The organism is Cohnella suwonensis (assembly GCF_042655365.1).
Taxonomy (GTDB): domain Bacteria; phylum Bacillota; class Bacilli; order Paenibacillales; family Paenibacillaceae; genus Cohnella; species Cohnella suwonensis.
In genome coordinates this window covers 1-17,013 of sequence record NZ_JBHSMH010000117.1, presented here as the reverse complement: position 1 = coordinate 17,013, position 17,013 = coordinate 1, and the positions used below count along the sequence as shown (strand labels likewise).

13 protein-coding genes are annotated in these 17,013 nt (G+C 52.0%); 2 read left to right on the top strand and 11 right to left on the bottom strand.

Features of this window, described 5'->3' with window-relative positions:
- Window positions 1–26: 26 nt before the first annotated feature.
- The 4 genes from ACFPPD_RS25930 to ACFPPD_RS25915 form a co-directional block, all read right to left on the bottom strand.
- The gene (locus ACFPPD_RS25930; RefSeq protein WP_378083887.1) at window positions 27–1,094 is read right to left on the bottom strand and encodes an HD-GYP domain-containing protein; all 1,068 of its coding nucleotides are present in this window, start codon (window positions 1,092–1,094) and stop codon (window positions 27–29) included.
- Window positions 1,095–1,115: 21 nt separating this feature from the next.
- Entirely contained in the window at window positions 1,116–1,484 is a 369-nt protein-coding gene (locus ACFPPD_RS25925; protein WP_209750586.1) for a response regulator, read from the bottom strand.
- A complete protein-coding gene (locus ACFPPD_RS25920; RefSeq protein WP_209750582.1) occupies window positions 1,481–3,613 on the bottom strand; it encodes a hybrid sensor histidine kinase/response regulator in 2,133 nt (710 codons plus the stop codon). Before ACFPPD_RS25920 ends, ACFPPD_RS25925 begins: the two co-directional genes overlap by 4 nt.
- 591 nt (window positions 3,614–4,204) lie before the next feature.
- Window positions 4,205–5,494 carry a glycoside hydrolase family 27 protein gene (locus ACFPPD_RS25915; RefSeq protein ID WP_209750579.1) on the bottom strand — a complete coding sequence of 430 codons (1,290 nt, stop codon included), beginning with the start codon at window positions 5,492–5,494 and terminating at the stop codon, window positions 4,205–4,207.
- 252 nt (window positions 5,495–5,746) lie between these two features.
- Here ACFPPD_RS25915 and ACFPPD_RS25910 point away from each other — a divergent pair, with 252 nt between their 5' ends.
- On the top strand, window positions 5,747–6,502 hold the full coding sequence (locus ACFPPD_RS25910) for an MBL fold metallo-hydrolase (protein WP_378083884.1): 756 nt from the start codon (window positions 5,747–5,749) through the stop codon (window positions 6,500–6,502).
- Window positions 6,503–6,555: 53 nt separating this feature from the next.
- Here the strand turns inward: ACFPPD_RS25910 and ACFPPD_RS25905 are convergent, their stop codons facing one another.
- The 4 genes from ACFPPD_RS25905 to ACFPPD_RS25890 all read right to left on the bottom strand — a co-directional run bounded on the left by ACFPPD_RS25905 (window position 6,556) and on the right by ACFPPD_RS25890 (window position 11,707).
- Window positions 6,556–7,851: a dicarboxylate/amino acid:cation symporter gene (locus ACFPPD_RS25905; RefSeq protein WP_209750577.1), complete on the bottom strand. Its 1,296-nt coding sequence runs from the start codon at window positions 7,849–7,851 to the stop codon at window positions 6,556–6,558.
- Between the two features lie 22 nt (window positions 7,852–7,873).
- Window positions 7,874–9,298 (bottom strand): NAD-dependent malic enzyme, encoded by a 1,425-nt coding sequence (locus tag ACFPPD_RS25900; protein WP_209750575.1) that lies wholly within the window; start codon window positions 9,296–9,298, stop codon window positions 7,874–7,876.
- A 103-nt stretch (window positions 9,299–9,401) separates the two neighbouring features.
- Complete coding sequence (locus ACFPPD_RS25895; protein WP_209750573.1) at window positions 9,402–10,109, bottom strand: response regulator; 708 nt, start codon at window positions 10,107–10,109, stop codon at window positions 9,402–9,404.
- Window positions 10,106–11,707, bottom strand: a complete 1,602-nt coding sequence (locus ACFPPD_RS25890; RefSeq protein WP_209750571.1) for an ATP-binding protein — start codon at window positions 11,705–11,707, stop codon at window positions 10,106–10,108. Before ACFPPD_RS25890 ends, ACFPPD_RS25895 begins: the two co-directional genes overlap by 4 nt.
- A gap of 104 nt (window positions 11,708–11,811) precedes the next feature.
- Here ACFPPD_RS25890 and ACFPPD_RS25885 point away from each other — a divergent pair, with 104 nt between their 5' ends.
- A complete protein-coding gene (locus ACFPPD_RS25885; protein ID WP_209750569.1) occupies window positions 11,812–12,891 on the top strand; it encodes a DctP family TRAP transporter solute-binding subunit in 1,080 nt (359 codons plus the stop codon).
- Window positions 12,892–12,907: 16 nt separating this feature from the next.
- Here the strand turns inward: ACFPPD_RS25885 and ACFPPD_RS25880 are convergent, their stop codons facing one another.
- The 3 genes from ACFPPD_RS25880 to ACFPPD_RS25870 form a co-directional block, all read right to left on the bottom strand.
- Window positions 12,908–14,896, bottom strand: a complete 1,989-nt coding sequence (locus ACFPPD_RS25880) for a glycoside hydrolase family 31 protein (protein WP_209750638.1) — start codon at window positions 14,894–14,896, stop codon at window positions 12,908–12,910.
- 100 nt (window positions 14,897–14,996) lie between these two features.
- Entirely contained in the window at window positions 14,997–15,839 is an 843-nt protein-coding gene (locus ACFPPD_RS25875) for a hypothetical protein (RefSeq protein ID WP_209750567.1), read from the bottom strand.
- A 238-nt stretch (window positions 15,840–16,077) separates the two neighbouring features.
- The gene (locus ACFPPD_RS25870; RefSeq protein WP_209750564.1) at window positions 16,078–16,446 is read right to left on the bottom strand and encodes a DUF4180 domain-containing protein; all 369 of its coding nucleotides are present in this window, start codon (window positions 16,444–16,446) and stop codon (window positions 16,078–16,080) included.
- Window positions 16,447–17,013 lie beyond the last annotated feature (567 nt).

The window sequence follows — 17,013 nt, the reverse complement described above, 5'->3', positions numbered from 1 at the left end:
ATAGGTCTTGGCCAAGCCCAGTCCGGTCATCGAGCTTCCCGAAGCCGTTGATCCTCTTCCCGTTCCGCGAGCGCCAGCCAGGCGTCGACGACGCGCGGGTCGAAATGCAGGCCTCGCTGCCGCATGATCTCTTCCAGCGCTTCCTCATGCGTCCACGCCCGCTTGTACGGACGTTCGTGAGTGAGCGCGTCGTAGAAATCGGCGAGCGCCACGATGCGCGCTGCGACGGGAATCTCCTCTCCGCGCAGGCCTTGGGGATAGCCGTTGCCGTCCCATCTCTCGTGATGGGACCTCGCGATCGTCCCGGCCAGCTTCAACACCTCGAAAGTGCTCCCGGCCAATATGCTTTCCCCGATAAGCGCATGCTCCTTCATCCGTTCGAACTCCTCGGGCTCGTATCGGCCCGGCTTCAGCAGCAGCTCGTCGGGAATGCCGATCTTGCCGATGTCGTGAAGCGGCGCGGCGCGCCGGATCAAATCCGCCTCGTGGTCGGATAACCCGAATTGCTTAGCGATCAAACCGGACAGGCTGCCGACCCGGACCGTATGTTGGCCCGTCATGTCGTCCCTGAACTCGCCCGCGCGGCCTAGAAGCTGAAGCATCTCGCTCTGCGCTTGGCTGAGCTCCCGCGTTCTCTCCTGTACTTTCTCTTCCAACAGGGAGTTGTTACGCTGAAGCTGCAAGTGCAGAAATCTCGTCCGCAGCAGGTTATTGATCCGCAAGACGACTTCCGTTCGGTCGTAGGGCTTCGTCAAGAAGTCGTCCACCCCGGCTTGCAGGCCGCGTCGCCTCGCTTCCGCGGTCATATCGGCGGTCAGCATCAACACCGGCAGGAACTGGTTCCCTCCCTTGCGTTCGCGAATGACCTCAAGCGCTTGCAAGCCGTCCATCTCCGGCATATGCAAGTCGAGAAGCACGATATCCGGTCCGACTTCCTCGACCAATTGCCCGATCTTCAGTGCATCCATCGTGCTATGCAAGTCGGAAAATCCGGACCGTCGCAAGATCCGCTCCAGCAAGCCGATATTGATCTCTTGGTCGTCGACGATCAATATTCTCGCCAATGTCAATTCCATGGCGTCCATGGTGTCCATGATGATCGCTCCCGTTGCCCGTTATCGCGCCGTTAACGACGCTTCGATCTTGCCGATCAGCCGCTCCAAGGCGATCGGCTTCGTGTCGAAATCGTTGCACCCCGCCCCGATCGCCTTCTCCCGGTCCCCGGCCATCGCGTGCGCCGTCAGCGCGATGACCGGAATGCTTCGGGTCGCCTCGTTCCGCCTGATCGCCTTCGTCGCTTCCCAGCCGTCCATGACCGGGAGGCTGAGGTCCATGAGAATGACGTCCGGCAGCTCGGAAGCGGCCAACTCGACTCCCCGCAAGCCGTCCTCCGCGATGAGCATCGCGTAGCCTTTCTTCGTAAGCCTCCGCGCCAGCATATCCCGATTCAATTCGTTATCTTCCACCAGAAGAATCGTCGTCATGTCGTCTTCCTCCGCGTCTGCTCCCGAGATAGATCGGTCCGCTTCGGCTGCCCCTCTTCGACGGCGCCGCCTTTCCCGCTTCCGGGCTTGCCTTCCTCGGCTTCAAGCGTCTCTTCGATGAGCAGTACCGATTGGCGCCGCGCTGCTTGCCGGTCGACGTATTTAACGAGCGCCTCGAGAAGCCTGTCCTGCCGGACGGGCTTCATCAGAAACTCGGAGGCGCCCAGCGAATAACCCAGTTGCTTATCGCTCGTCATCGACAGGATAATGACCGGGATATCGGCAAGCTCGGGATCGCTCTTCAGCATCGACAGCACGTTCCAGCCGTCCATGCTCGGCATGAGAATGTCCAGGCAGATCACCTGCGGACGAAGCTCCCTGGCCAAGCGCAGCCCTTCCACGCCGCTTTCGGCAAAGGCAAGCGTCCATCCTTCCTTAGCGAGAAACCGGCTCAATATTTGTTGGTTGATCGGCTCGTCGTCGATAAGAAGCACGCCGACGAGGCTTTCCTCCTCGGGAGAACGGCTCGATGCCGGCTGTTCCGGCACCTCCGGCAACCCCTGCGGATCGACGGGCAGCCAGCATTTGAACGTGCTGCCCTCCCCGAGGACGCTCTCGATGCGAATATCGCCGCCTAGGAGAGCGCAGAAGCGCTGGCTGATCGCAAGTCCGAGACCCGTGCCGCCATACTTCCGCGTCGTCGACGAATCCGCCTGCGTGAACGGCTGGAACAGCCGTCCGACTTGCTCCTTAGACATGCCGATCCCGGTATCCTTCACGACGAACGCAAAGCCGAGCTTGCCGTCCCGCGATTCCGGCTTCGCCTCGAACAAGATCGTGCCTTCTTTAGAGAACTTGTTCGCGTTGCTCAGCAGATTAAGGAGAATTTGCCGAAGCTTGGTGACGTCAGTCTTCATCTCGCCTTCCGCCAGGCTCGTCACGAGCCGGTTGTTGTTGCCCGCGACGAGCGGCTTGACCATCGTCAGCACGTCCTGCGCGACGTCGCCGACCTTGCACGGTTCCAAATAGACATCCACCTTGCCCGCTTCGATCTTGGAAATATCGAGGATGTCGTTGATGATGGACAACAAGTTCTGTCCGGAGCTGGCGATCTTGCCCAGATCGTTCGCGAAGGTCGGCTCGTTCAAGTCTTCCGCGTCCTCTATCAGCATCTCGCTATAGCCGATAATCGCGTTCAGCGGGGTTCTCAACTCATGGCTCATATTGGCGAGGAATTGGCTCTTGATCATATTCGCATGGATCGCTTCGTCGTGCGCCCTGGCTAGCTGCGCCGTCCGTTCTTCTACCAATCGCTCCAGATTCTCGTTCAATTGAAGAAGCTCCTGATTCATGACGAAGATTTCGTCCTGCTTCTGCCGAAGCTCCAAGTCCTTGAACGTAAATCTCTTGGAGATGTAAGCCCCGAGCACGGACAAGCCGAGCGTGAACAACGTGCCGCCGGCGATGAAGTAGGCGAGCCATTTCTGGTCCAGCACGATGCCAGAAGACATTGCGGTTTTGGCGCCGTAATGGAAATGGCTCGCCATCATGCCGGTGTAGTGCATGCCGACGATCGCGGCCCCCATGATCAAGCCGCTTCCGAACTTTTTCCAGCCGATGCCGCGTTTCCCGCCTTTACCGAAGTAGAACGACAGCCATAACGCGGCGATCGATGCCACAAGCGCAATCAGTATTGACAAAGAGAACAAGAAAAGATCATAGGTAATGTCGATTTGCATCGCGTACATGCCCGTGTAGTGCATGGCGGATATGCCCGCCGCGAACAGCAGTCCGCCTCGCAGCAGCCTGCCGATCGTCATCGTCCTCCGGCTGACGACGTAAAGGGCGATGAACGACGCGATAATCGCCGCCAGTACGGACAGCAGCACGAAGACGAGATCGTAGGCGATCTTCACCGGCAACGAGAACGCCAGCATACCGACGAAATGCATCGACCAGATGCCCATACCCATCGATACGCCGCCGAACAGCAGCCATAACCAACGGTTGCGCCCCGTTGAGGAGCTAACCATCCCCGCCATATCGAGCACGGCATAGGAGGCCGCGACGGCGACGATATAAGAAAACACGACCAGCATCGTATCGTAAGAGCCATGCATACTTTCCATGAAAGCTGTCCCCGTCCGTATCGGTATTTGTCTTTCGGAATGTACCCTGATTGAACCATAATCTTCTTGTTGCGGCAACAAAATTCGACATTCCAGGGATGAAATCCCGCGGCCTCGTTCCATTGGCCATGTTACGCATTCCCTGGAATTCGCTGCCGCCCGCTGAACACCTCCTCCCGACAACCTGCAAAAGTGCAGTTTGTTCGGGGCAATTTCACAAAAACGACTCAACAACCTGCAAAAATACAGTTTGTTAAGTCGAAATAGAGCGTTTCTCGCGAAAAGCAGAAAACAACCTGCATATTTGCAGGTTGTCCACGAACAATGAATAAACGAGCCAAACAACCTGCCTATTTGCAGGTTGTTTGGCTTCAGGCTGTCGAGATAGCCTCGACAGCTTTTCTTTTGCCTTCGTGATTTAACACGATACCGCGTTAATATGGTTTAATATGAATGCTACAGTCGAGGCCGACAGAAAGGCACATGGAAGAAAGCCTTAAAACCTTGACGGGCCGCAAATCGCGTTGGTATAAAACGCAGCGGTTCGGGTGAGTCGGGGCGGATGGCTAGGCCGCGATCCGGGATTTTCGACTAATTCGATTGCGGCTCATAAATTTTCAATAATGCCGCGCCGTGCGGAGGAATGATAATCATAACTTTATCATGTAGGCTCCCCAATTCTTCGTGCCGCCACAAATCTCTTACTTTTAAATGGTCGGAGCACCCGAGCCATTCCAAGTTAATCGGAAAGGTCAATAACGCCTGGCTAAGGTTAAAATACGCTAAATAAATGTTGCCCTCTATATCGTCGGCGATCCAACCGGTCCACCGGCTATCACGGTATAGCGGCCTGTTATTGCGGCTATTTCTATGGACCTGCAACACCTCTTCGTTGGTAAGCAAATCCAAGGTCCACCTATCGTTATCGCGCAGCTCTCCCCCCATCATAAGAGGCGATCGGAATATCGTCCAAAGCGTCATCATGGTGATTTGCTCGTCTCTGGTAAATCTTGTCCAGCGGTCGCCGTCGAGGGAGCGGATCCCGATATGGCCCAGAGGGAGCATGTCGCAATCCGGCCAATGTCCGGGTCCCGCATAAGGAAACCACTTCTCGCACCTTTCGAACATTTCGTAAAGGAGCTTCCAACGATCCCAAAAGTCGTCCGTCAATCGCCACATATTCGCATTTTCCACTAAGAACTCCGCTTCGTCCAAAGGCGCGGGGCCAGGGGAAAGGCTGAGAACGATGGGTCTTCCGCAACTATCAATCGCTTTGCGGATCATTCGGATTTCGTCCTTATGAATACCGTAAAGGCGGGAAAACGCAATATCGTCCACTTTGACGAAATCTACGCCCCACGCAGCATACAACTCGAATAAGGAGTTGTAATACGCCTGCGCGCCTTCCTTAGAGGCATCCACGCCATACATATCCGTATTCCACGGGCAGATGGAATTGATATGGGCGATATCCCGCGCTCTGGCATCCGTGCCTTTTATCGCGGCGTTGGCATGGACGGCTTGCCTGGGAATGCCCCGCATGATATGAATGCCGAACTTCAAGCCGAGACTATGTACATAATCCGATAAATTCTTAAAGCCTGCTCCCCCTGCGGCAGAAGGAAACCGGTTGACGGCAGGAACCAACCTGGAGTATTCATCCATCTCCAGCGGCACATATGGACGGTATTCGTGCGAATGGGCTCCCGGCTCGTACCACTGGATATCCACGACGACATATTCCCAACCGTAAGGCTTCATATAGACGGACATATACTTCGCGTTTCCGCGCACTTCCGCCTCTGTAACGCTTGCTCCGTAGCTATCCCAGCTATTCCAGCCCATGGGCGGAGTCATAGCAACTTTGTGATGCTCCCTCATGCCGCATTCTTCCTCCCTCCGTATTAACTTTTAAATCTTATGTACTTAACCCTAATCGATGCTATCCATTCGTGCCGAGAGCGATTTCGGATGCCCGTTTTTCCGGTTTGTTTCTACAAAATATATATTGACAAAAAAATATTTTTATGTTATAATATTTATTTTTACAATTTACTTTCTCGTTTCACTTCTCTATACTCATTGTCGTAGAACCCGGCCGGTCCTCTACAATGACAAAGGAGCGTGAACGCTTTGCCTACGAATCCCTCAATTGCCGTAGTGCCTTTATCCGCCCCCGTTATGGGTCGAACGGATACCGTCCATCTCACGATGATCTGGGACGAGAACGACGTCGTACTCGTCGATACCGGTTTCCCCGGCCAGTTCGAAAGGCTTCGCGACGACATGCGCGGCCATGGCGTCGACCCGGACCGCCTCAACCGAATTCTTATGACCCATCAAGATATCGATCATATCGGCAATCTCCAAGCGCTCGTCGAAAGCTCGCCTGCGCAGATCGAAGTTTACGCCCACGCCGTGGAGAAGCCTTACATCGAAGGCGACCGTCGGATCATCCGTTTTACCGACGAAGCGATCGCGAGCGTCGACCGGATGCCCGAAAGCGTTCCGGAAGCCTTTAAGCAAGGCCTGAAGAGGCTCATGCTGAACCCGCCCAAAGCGAAAGTCCAACGCGTCGTCGAAGGAGGCGAGCGGCTTCCCCTGTGCGGGGGCGTCGTCGTCATCGACACGCCGGGGCACACGCCCGGGCATATCAGCTACTACCACGAACCGTCCAAGACGCTTATCGCCGGAGACGCCCTAACGGCCGACAACGGCATATTGAACGGGCCAGACCCGCATACGACGCTGGACATGGCAACGGCACTAGCCTCTCTTGCCAACCTCGACGGGCTCGATATCCGGCGCGTCGTCTGCTACCATGGCGGCATCGTCGAAGGGGACGCGCAAGAACGCCTGTCGGCTCTCACGGTTGCCAGACACGATTAACAGCCAAAAACCGATCTCCGGTTCGCCGGGATCGGTTTTTATTTTCAGCCTTGTTAAGCGGATTTTCCGGTTAACACGGCAGAGTCAACGAGGGTATCCGGTGTTTTCGATGTTTCTTTCTGAACATCGGGATTGAATTGGTTTTCGCTTTTCGCGATGACAATGGTTGCCACGCTATTGCCGATGATGTTCGTGATCGCTCTTGCCTCCGACATAAAGCGATCGACGCCTAACAGGAGAGCCATTCCTTCAATCGGTATGACATTATTCGGTATGGCGGCCAGCGTCGCGGCTAACGTTACGAAACCCGATCCGGTCACGCCTGCCGCTCCCTTCGAGGTTAGCATCAATACGCCGAGCAAAGTCAGTACCTGAATCCAATCCAAGTGAACGCCATAAGCTTGAGCGATAAATAATGCCGCCATGGATAAATAGATCGATGTTCCGTCCAGGTTGAACGAATAACCGGTCGGCACGACTAGTCCGACCACCGGCTTCGACGCGCCGAATTTCTCCAGCTTCTCCATCACCCGCGGAAGCGCGGATTCGGAGGACGATGTTCCTAACACGAGAAGAAGCTCTTCTCTAATGAAACGTAGCAGCTTAAGAAGGCTGAATCCGTACATTTTGCAAATAGCGCCCAAAACAACGAAGATGAATAGCGCCATCGTGATGTATACCGAGCCCATCATTTTCCCGAGAGAAAACAAGGAATGGATACCGAACTTGCCGATCGTATAGGACATGGCGCCAAAGGCGGCAACCGGCGAGAATTTCATAATAATCGCAACGAGGCGGAAGAAGATCTCGTTCAATTTCTCGAACAAGCTCGTTACCGGCTTTGCCTTATCGCCAAGTCCCGCGATCGCGAGGCCGAACAATACGGAGAAAAACAATATCGGAAGCATTTCGCCTTTGGCGAACGCACCCATTACATTATCGGGGACAACACCCATCAGGAAATCCATGAAGCCGTGGCTGGTTTCGGCGGCTTGCTCCGTATATTTGGACACATCGGCCGCTTTAGCCCCGCTTGTATTCATGCCCGTGCCCGGTTGAACGATGTACATAACGACGATCCCGATAGCCATTGCAAACGTTGTGACTAACTCGAAGTAAAGCAGCGCTTTTCCGCCGATACGGCCGATTTTCTTCATATCGCCCATATTGGCAAATCCGATCACGATCGTAAAGAACACGATAGGTGCAATGACCATCTTAATCATTTTTACGAACATGTCGGAAAGCAGCTTCAGATTATCCGCCATGTGCGGGAATAATGAACCTACAAGAATCCCCAGTAAAATCGCAACTAGCACCTGAATCGTCAAGTTTTTCATAAATTTCATGCGTTTCCGCCTCTTTTCATGATTAGGATTGCACTTTTTCCCTGCGTCTTCTGGCAACTCCGTCTTCGTATGCCGCGCTAATGACGGCCTCTTGAACCCGTTCGGCTACGGATGGGTTAAATACGCTCGGAATAATGTAAAATTCATTCAATTCATCCTCCGAGACCACTGATGCGATCGCTTTGGCAGCTGCCAGCTTCATCTTTTCCGTGACCCGCGATGCCCTGCAATCGAGCAAGCCTCGGAACAAGCCGGGAAAGCAAAGCACGTTGTTGATCTGATTCGGATAATCCGAGCGCCCGGTCGCCATTACTCGTACATAGGGCTCCGCGTCCTCCGGAAGAATTTCCGGCACGGGATTGGCCATCGCGAAGACGATCGCGTCCTTAGCCATTTGGGCAACGTCTTCCTTCTTCAGAACGCCGGGACCCGATACGCCGATAAAGATATCCGCGCCCTTAATCACATCGGATAACGAACCGCCGATCTGCTCCGGATTCGTATGATCCGCATACCACTGCCAGAACGGGTTATCGTACTTGCCGGCGCGCGTTATCGCTCCTGCCTTGTCAACGCCGATGATGTTCGTCACGCCTGCCGCCATCAGCATTTTGGTACACGCCGTCCCAGCCGCGCCCACGCCGCAAAGCACCACTTTGCAGTCCTCCAGCTTTTTGTTGACGATCTTCACCGCATTGTATAATCCCGCCAACAGCACAACTGCCGTCCCATGCTGGTCGTCGTGAAATACGGGGATATCCAACTCCTTAATGAGCCGCTCTTCAATCTCGAAGCATCTAGGCGCCGAAATATCCTCCAGGTTAATTCCGCCGAATGTCGGAGAGAGCGCTTTCACAATACGTACGATCTCGTCCGTATCCTGCGTGTCCAGACAGATGGGATAAGCATCCACTCCGGCTAGCTGCTTGAACAGCATCGCCTTTCCTTCCATCACGGGCATGGCCGCTTCCGGTCCGATATTGCCGAGACCTAACACGGCGGATCCATCCGATACGACAGCTACCGTATTGCGCTTGATCGTCAGCGTATGCGCCAGCGACGGTTTGTCATGAATGGCCATGCACACTCTTGCTACGCCGGGCGTATACACCCGGGAAAGATCGTCCCGGTTTTTGATCGGATACTTAGGGCTCATTTCTATCTTCCCGCCCAAATGCAGGAGAAAGGTTTGATCGGAAACATGAATAACCGTAACGCCGGATAATTTGCTAATCGTAGCGGAGATAAGCTCGGAGTGCTTATTATCGCGGACATTAACCGTGATATCACGAACGGTTGTCGTTTTCTCCGTTCTGACGACGTCAATGGCGATAATATCTCCGCCGGTATCGCTGATCGCGGTTGCGATTCTGCCGAACGAGGCAGCTTCTTTATCTAATTCAAGACGCAAAATAATGCTGGTATTGGCCCCGGAAGGAATGGACATTCAGTTCACCTCAAAGTTATTGTAAGAAGTGAGTTCATGATACCGCTTTCATGAATGGGCGTGAATCATTTGACCATATTGGTACTTATGGTCTTTTTGGTATTCACTTTATTCCTTCCGAAACCCATAAGTATCGATTCACCGGACGTCCGACTCCACCGTACTCGATCATCATTTTAACCTGCATTTTCTTTTCCAGATGCTCCAAATACCTGCGTGCGGTTACCCTCGCCAAGCCTACGCCTTCTGCCACTTCTTCGGCGGATAAGGGCTTCCGTTGATGAACCAGGAACAACATCACTTGTTTCATCGTGTGCTCCTGTAATCCTTTGGGCATCTCATTATTCGATTGTTGCGGAGGTTGAGTCGTCGCCGTTGATCGCTTATCATGCCACAGCTGGTCCAATTCCGCTTGCGACAGAGTCGTATCCTTATTCAGCCTGCTTCTTACCAACCGATAATTTTCCAATGCCTGCCGCACTCGATCGAACTGAAACGGCTTCATGATATAGTCGATTGCGCCATGATGAAGCATTCGTTGGATCGTGGGAATATCATTAGCTGCCGTAATCGCAATGGCATCTACTTCAAGCTGCTCGCCGCGAATTTGCTGTAAAGTTTCCAATCCGTTCAGCCCGGGCATATAGATATCCAGAATGACTAAATCCGGCTTCAGCGCGCGAACTTTGGCGATTCCCTCGATCCCGCCCGATGCCGTTCCCACGATTTCAAATCCGGGAACCCGCTCCACGAATTGCTTGTTGACCTCCAGCACCATCGGATCGTCTTCAATGAGTACGACTCTGATCATGATTCTCTTCCCCCTTCGCTCATCATCGGAAAGGTAAGCATAAAGCTTGTACCTTGTCCGACCGCTGATTGCACTTCCATGCGGGCTCCGCTTTTGTTTACGATATTCCGGATCAAATACAACCCGATTCCTCTGCTCTCGCCGCCTTTTGTCGAGAAGCCCCGTTCATAAATACGCTGTTTCGTCTCCTCGTCCATGCCGTTCCCATTATCCTCGACCAAGATCGAAAGCACCTCGTCATCTTGTTCCATGCTGATAAAAATCTCTTTGCTCCCCGGCTTTTGCTTTAATGCGTCGAACGCGTTTTCGATTAAGTTCCCTAGAATCACAACAACATCATGTTGATCCAAAAATGTCGGAAACTCTTTCAGCCTGCTGTTACGATCCAATCGAACCTCGATGCCAAGCTCTTTGCCGCGGCTGATTTTGCCGATCAGAAGTCCTGCCACGTTTTCATTTTCAATCCTGCTGGAAAGAAAGCCGCTTAACTCCGATTGAGAATCCATCGTCTGAAATAAATAGTCCAACGCCTTCTGCTTATGATCTAGCTGAATAAGTCCTCCGATCGTATGGAGCTTGTTCATGTATTCGTGATTTTGCACGCGCAGCGCATCGACAAAAGCTTTGACCCCGGTCAGCTCTTCGGCGATTTTCGTAACCTCCGAACGATCTTGGAATATAGCGACTGCGCCGACCGTCTGATTGCCAACCTTAATGGGTACTCTATTGCTTAGAATGAGAGCAGGGCCGATATGAAGTTCTTGATTATAAATAGCATAATTCTGCAGCAAAATTTCCGGCAATCTCGTATCCGGCAGAACTTCGCGGATCGAACGCCCGAGAACTTCTCCTTCGAGATGCAGCATTTGTTTGGCCTTATCGTTAAGTACGGTTATGTTTTCCTTGCTGTCAATGGCAATAACCCCTTCATGCATCGCATTAAAGGTTGCCGTTCGTTCCACGAGCAGCTGAGCGATTTCTTGCGGTTCCAATCGAAACATCTGCTCCTTAATATGTCGCGACAGCATCCAAGAGCCCAACACGCCAAAAAGCATGGACAGCAGCACCGTTACGTAAATCTGCCCGCGCATATCGAGAATCACATCGACAAGCCCCGGCACCAGTTGTCCGGTAAGCACTACGCCTACCTGCTCATGCTGCTCGTTCATAACGGGGACGAAGGCTCTAAGCGCAGTACCCCGTTCGCCGTTCGCCTTAGAGATGTAAGTATTCTCGGCGAATGCGGATCGCTCGTCCGTCCCTTGCGAAGGCTGTCCGATACGATCTTTGGACGGGTGCGACCATCGAATGCCGTCCATATCCATGACTACGATATAATCAACCTCGTTGATAATTCGGATGCGATCCGCAATGGGATTGATTTCTTTGCGATAGCTTTGTTCGGATAATCCGTTGATGACGGAGGGCAGCTGCGCGACTGTCCGCGACGTCATGAGCAGTCTTTGGCCGAGTTCCTCGTCCTGTAAGCGAATAATTCGCCCGATCAGAATAATTCCGCCGATACAGATCGCGAAGAGCACGATACCGAACGACAGGATCGTAATTTTCCAATTCATGCGAAGCTCTTTGATCTTCATGCTCGTACCCACGCTTTCTGTCAGGCAACAACGGGCTGTTTTTACTCCATATCATTTAACATGAAGCTGAAATTAAACAACGGAGCTTCTGGAGGAGGTTAGACATGAGAACGTTTTGGGGAATCGGATCGTTCGTCTTGATCGGGCTCGTTACCGCGATCGGTATTGGATTCTTCTCTCGATTCAGTAACGCTCCAAGCGCTTATGACGATGAACAAATCGGACTCGGCCGGCAAACCGTGATTAAATTCAGCTATGTCGTTGCGGAAAATACCCCTAAAGGCTTAGCTGCTCAAGAGTTCGCCCGATTAGTCGAAGAAAAAACGAACGACGGCGTCAAGGTGGAATTATTCCCTAATGCAAGCCTTTATAATGAAACGAATGAAGTCGAGGCACTGCAGCGCGGCAGGGTACAGATGATAGCTCCAAGCTTCTCCAATATATCCGAAGTGGTTCCCGAATGGATGGTCATGGATCTTCCGTTTGCTTTCCAGAACGAAGAGGCGGTATTGGAGTCGTTTCAGAGTAATATCGGGGACATTTTGTTGCGCAAATTGGAACCGGAAGGAATGATCGGATTAGGCTTTTGGGGAAACGGCTTTCAGCAGATGACCTCGAACCGCGGATTGCTCGTTCATCCGGAAGACTTTCGCGATTTGCGTTTTCGGATTCTTCCCAGCAAAGTCAAACAGGCTCAATTTAATCAATTGCAGGCCGCAACGATAAGTATCCCCTTTAATCAGGTCTATCGCAGCATGGAAACCGGCAAGGTTGATTCAGGCGAGAATACGATCTCAAACCTATACTCCAAAAAGCTGTATCAGGTTCAAAAATATCTCACCTTAAGCAATCATGCTTACTTAGGGTATGGCGTGTTGATGAATAAATCATTTTGGGAAAAGCTGCCGCAAAGTCAGAGGAAGGCGATTGCAGAGGCCATGCAAGGGACGACGGCTTGGGCGAACCGGAATGCCGTCGCCACCAATCGCAAGCAATGGGATGAGTTAAAGAAGAAAGGCCAGATGGACATTCACGCTCTTTCCCTTGAAGAGCGGAGTGAATGGCAGCAGGCTCTTGAGCCCGTCTATCAAGAGGTCGAATCGTACATCGGCAAAGAGCTGATGGAAGCCGTTTACGAGCTCAGAAGCCGGTTCTCCGATCAGCCGCCGCCGACCCTTGATTAAGGTTTATTACTTATTATCAAATAGGTAACTCCGCCTCGTCTCTCAAAAACAAAGGGATAACTTCGATTGGCACATCGCTCTTTATCCAACTGCCGCCTTCATGGATTTGCCCCGTACTCACCTCTTTCCAAGTAGGACCTTTAGGCAAATATACCTTTCTTGTTCTTGCTCCACTATACAGTACAGGGGCAACGAGCAAATCAGGACCGAACATGAATTCATCTTCAATGTTCCAAGCCTCGCCGTCCTTCGGAAAATCATAGAACAGCGGGCGCATCGGAGGAGTTCCCTTCTCATGAGCGGCCTTCATCAACTCCGTGATGTATGGACGAAGCCGCTCACGAATGAACATATACTTCTTGAAAATCTCGTAAGCTCCTTCGCCATAGCTCCATACTTCATTCGCGGCCCCGCTTTCCATCAAGCCGCCGCCGCTGACTCCTATTGGCGGGGAATGCGGTTCGCGAGCGCCGTGAATACGGAAAACAGGACAAAAAGCCCCATATTGAAACCAACGGATAATGAGCTCGCGAAAAGCGGGATCGTTCGGATTGCCTCCATGAAATCCGCCGATATCGGTCGTCCACCAAGGAATGCCTGCCAGACCCATGTTGAGTCCCGCCCTAACTTGATTCCGCAGCGACCTGAAGCTTGAATCGATATCTCCGGACCAGACAAGAGCGCCATAGCGTTGACTGCCTGCCCAAGCGCAACGAATCAGATTGATGATATTTTTCTGTCCGGCTTCGGTCATGCCGTCAAAGAAACCTTTTGCGTACATTAAAGGGTAAATGTTCCCGATCTGCACATCCGGTCCCACGTAATACCGATAGTTGTCAAAGTCGTATACGGAATATTCCGGTTCGGCTTCATCCAGCCAGAAAACTCTGATTCCATAGTCATAGTAGTTCTTTTTGACTTTCTTCCAGACAAAACCCCGTGCTTCGGCATTGGTTGTATCGTAAAAAACGGTATCGGCGACAAAATCCATCGTTATCCGAATCCCCCGCTCGGTTCGGACAAGAAACCCCTTTTGCAGCATTTCCGGGTAATGCTCGCTTGTCTTGTCTACTGTAGGCCAGATGGAAACCATGAGCTCGATCCCCATCGATTTAAGTTCGCTGACCATAGCAGCAGGATCCGGCCAATATTTCGGATCGAACTTCCATTCCCCCATCTTGGTCCAATGAAAAAAATCGGCAACGATTACGGAAATCGGAAGCCCTCTCCGCCGGTATTCCCTAGCAATCGCAAGCAGCTCCTCCTGTGTTTGGTAACGCATCTTGCTTTGCCAGAAACCCATCCCATAGTCCGGCATCATCGGCACCGTACCGGTCGTCCGAGCATAAGCTTCTTCGATCTGTGCCGGCGTATCCCCTGCAGTAATCCAGTAGTCCAACTGCTTCGTAAAACCTATTGCCCACTCTGTCACATTTTTCCCAAAAGTCACTTGTCCGATAGCCGGATTGTTCCAGAGAAAACCGTACCCCAAACTAGATAAGGCAAAAGGCACGGTGACTTGCGAATTCCGCTGCGCTAGCTCGAGCGTGCAATTTTTCATATTCAAATACGGCTGTTGATATTGCCCCATACCGAATATTTTCTCCTCCGGATCGGATTCGAAACTCATAATCAATTTATAATCGCCGCCTAAAATAGGAATGAAGTTACGGGCTTTGATGTTGAGAGCGCTTTTGAACTCCTGAGTCTCCTCCCTATTGCGTACATATTCCTGCAGCAGAATCTCGCCTTTTCGGTTATAGAAAGTAATCTTTCCATCGGCTGAAATCGCGGCCCGAATGTTCCCGTTCTGAATGGATGCGGTCTGCCCGACTATCGAAATCTGAACATCGCTTGCTTCCTGCGGCAGCAACGCCCAGTCATCCATACGTACAGCTTCCATCTGCGTAGCACGAACACGCAGACTATTAACACCCCAGGGCTCCACCCATAGTTGTTCCGCATCGTATCGCCGGATTAGTCGGTTGCTCTCTAATCGAAACATACTGTCCAATAGGATCTCCTCCATCCAATTGCGTTGCTATCCAATTGTATGCAGCCGTCTTGATCGATAAAAGTTAAATTGCCCCGCTTTCACATCCTTATCAGTGCGGCATCCAGCTTATTACCGTTTCCAGCATGATTTTCAAATGATTCGCGCGATTTAATTCCGGCTTGGCCCTTACCAGCTTGAATTCTTCTTCGATGTACCGGATATAATCGCTGCGCAGCCGCTCCAGCTGTTCCTCCGTTAATGCGTACAAGAAGTTGCGGACATATTCATAGGAAAAAAAACCTTCCTTGCTCTCCAGGAATGTATGCGGCGACTGCTGGTACCACTCCTTGGCAAAAGCCTTCAAGGCATCCGCGACCGCATCGTCACTCCCTGACATCGCATAAAGCCGGTCGGCCGAGATGAGGTTTCGGTAACTAACTGTATTCCCCTCAGGGTATGTATTCGGCATGGCATAAAACCGCAAGAGTTTATCCAAGATTTCAACATATAACTCCGGTTCTACGAGCCTGGCATGAAACTGACATCTCACCGCGGCATGTGCGATATCCTTCAGTAATTGGAGAGCTTCTCCCGCTTCCTTCTTACTCGGCGTACCTTCAAAAAACACCCCCTGGTTTCCCGCACGGATTTCCGCTCGGTCTATCGCTTCGTGGAGTTCATCCTCAAACTGCTCCTTGATGTAAGGCGCCCACTGCTTGAAGTGATCCATTAACTCCTCGTTCATGCCGAACTCTCTGCGGATAATGGGACTGAGGTGAATCCCGCCGTGACCGCTAACTTGCATAAAAATTTCGTGCAGCAGCTTTTCCAACGATTTGGCTTTTTTCACGGCCTTCATGACTTCACTGGGGACGATATATGTGGCTGCAGCCTCTTTTTGCTCGAGCTCGGTTACAAACTGCCTCAGTTCTGATAGAAGCGTTTCATGCATCTTCCTTCACCCTTTCATTCCTTATCATTCCACCCGCTCATTTTTTTTAAGCTTAGACATTGATCCCAAACACCAATCGCAAGCAGTGAAATATTTCTGGCCGAGCTTTCCGCTCTCCATTCGGACGCGGAAAAGAAAATCGTCGACGAATACAAAAGCGCGGTACTCGGCATTTAGCGCGTCAACCGCAAAGAACCCCATCGCCGGGATGGGGTTCCAATCGCATTCGTTCGACCGACTACCCGACCGAGTGAAGCGCATCGAGAGCCGACGAGACGTCCGGCAGGAAAAAGGCGTTCTTGCCATGGTTGCTTTCGTAAATAAAGTCTTTCAGGCTTTTGCTCGAATATCCGCCGAAGTCTCCGACGATAGCGATCTGGACGCCGTAATTCACGAACTTCTGCAAAATCTCGCCGGCAAGTCGCGTGCTCAGATCGAAGAACGGCTCCGCGATCGCCTCCTTGCCGATGACGATCTTATGACAATCCGCCTCGTACCTGACCGTAGCCATGAAGTCGAGCGCGTCCTGGACGCTCGAGATTAATACTTCGCCGCATTCCACGACGGCAACCTTCGAGGCACCCCGTTCGTTTATCGCGATATTCATTCTTCTCACCTTCCCGCCCTTGGCGATGTTTGCGTTTCTTCCGATACTTTATCACACTTTACTTCCCGCGAGGACAAGCAAAAACGTCTCCGACGTCCTTGGACGTATTGAATCGAACGATTGCATAAACCGCTATGTGCGATATTTCGTACAAAACTTCTGCGACGGGGTGCCTCGCTCACCACTTTGTTCGATATTTCGTACAAAACCTTTGCTACGGACTACCTCGCTCACCGCTTTGTACGATATTTCGTACAAAACTTTGCGACGGACTGCCTCGCAAGCCACTTTGTACGATATTTCGAACAAAACTTCTACGACGGACAACCTCGAACGCCACTTTGTACGACTTTCCGCACTTCACCAAACAAGCAAACACGCCTTCGTCGTACTTAGACGCTGAAGCAGCTTTGCGTAGGTATCAGATGAGTACAAAGGAAATCGAAAACTTATACTTTCTGACACTCTAAGAAAAACCGGAGGCTTTGCCTCCTGTCCTTTCAGGAGGAGAATTGGAGCAGCTTAACTTCCCCTACATCTTTCCCGCGAAATGGTCGAGTAGGCGGG

Bases quoted from the DNA above. Each gene is read 5' to 3' on its own strand.
- ACFPPD_RS25915 (WP_209750579.1), bottom strand. From the start codon at position 5,494: ATGAGGGAGCATCACAAAGTTGCTATGACTCCGCCCATGGGCTGGAAT.
- ACFPPD_RS25870 (WP_209750564.1), bottom strand. From the start codon at position 16,446: ATGAATATCGCGATAAACGAACGGGGTGCCTCGAAGGTTGCCGTCGTG.
- ACFPPD_RS25885 (WP_209750569.1), top strand. From the start codon at position 11,812: ATGAGAACGTTTTGGGGAATCGGATCGTTCGTCTTGATCGGGCTCGTT.
- ACFPPD_RS25930 (WP_378083887.1), bottom strand. From the start codon at position 1,094: ATGGACACCATGGACGCCATGGAATTGACATTGGCGAGAATATTGATC.
- ACFPPD_RS25890 (WP_209750571.1), bottom strand. From the start codon at position 11,707: ATGAAGATCAAAGAGCTTCGCATGAATTGGAAAATTACGATCCTGTCG.
- ACFPPD_RS25905 (WP_209750577.1), bottom strand. From the start codon at position 7,851: ATGAAATTTATGAAAAACTTGACGATTCAGGTGCTAGTTGCGATTTTA.
- ACFPPD_RS25920 (WP_209750582.1), bottom strand. From the start codon at position 3,613: ATGGAAAGTATGCATGGCTCTTACGATACGATGCTGGTCGTGTTTTCT.
- ACFPPD_RS25925 (WP_209750586.1), bottom strand. From the start codon at position 1,484: ATGACGACGATTCTTCTGGTGGAAGATAACGAATTGAATCGGGATATG.
- ACFPPD_RS25900 (WP_209750575.1), bottom strand. From the start codon at position 9,298: ATGTCCATTCCTTCCGGGGCCAATACCAGCATTATTTTGCGTCTTGAA.
- ACFPPD_RS25895 (WP_209750573.1), bottom strand. From the start codon at position 10,109: ATGATCAGAGTCGTACTCATTGAAGACGATCCGATGGTGCTGGAGGTC.
- ACFPPD_RS25875 (WP_209750567.1), bottom strand. From the start codon at position 15,839: ATGCATGAAACGCTTCTATCAGAACTGAGGCAGTTTGTAACCGAGCTC.
- ACFPPD_RS25880 (WP_209750638.1), bottom strand. From the start codon at position 14,896: ATGTTTCGATTAGAGAGCAACCGACTAATCCGGCGATACGATGCGGAA.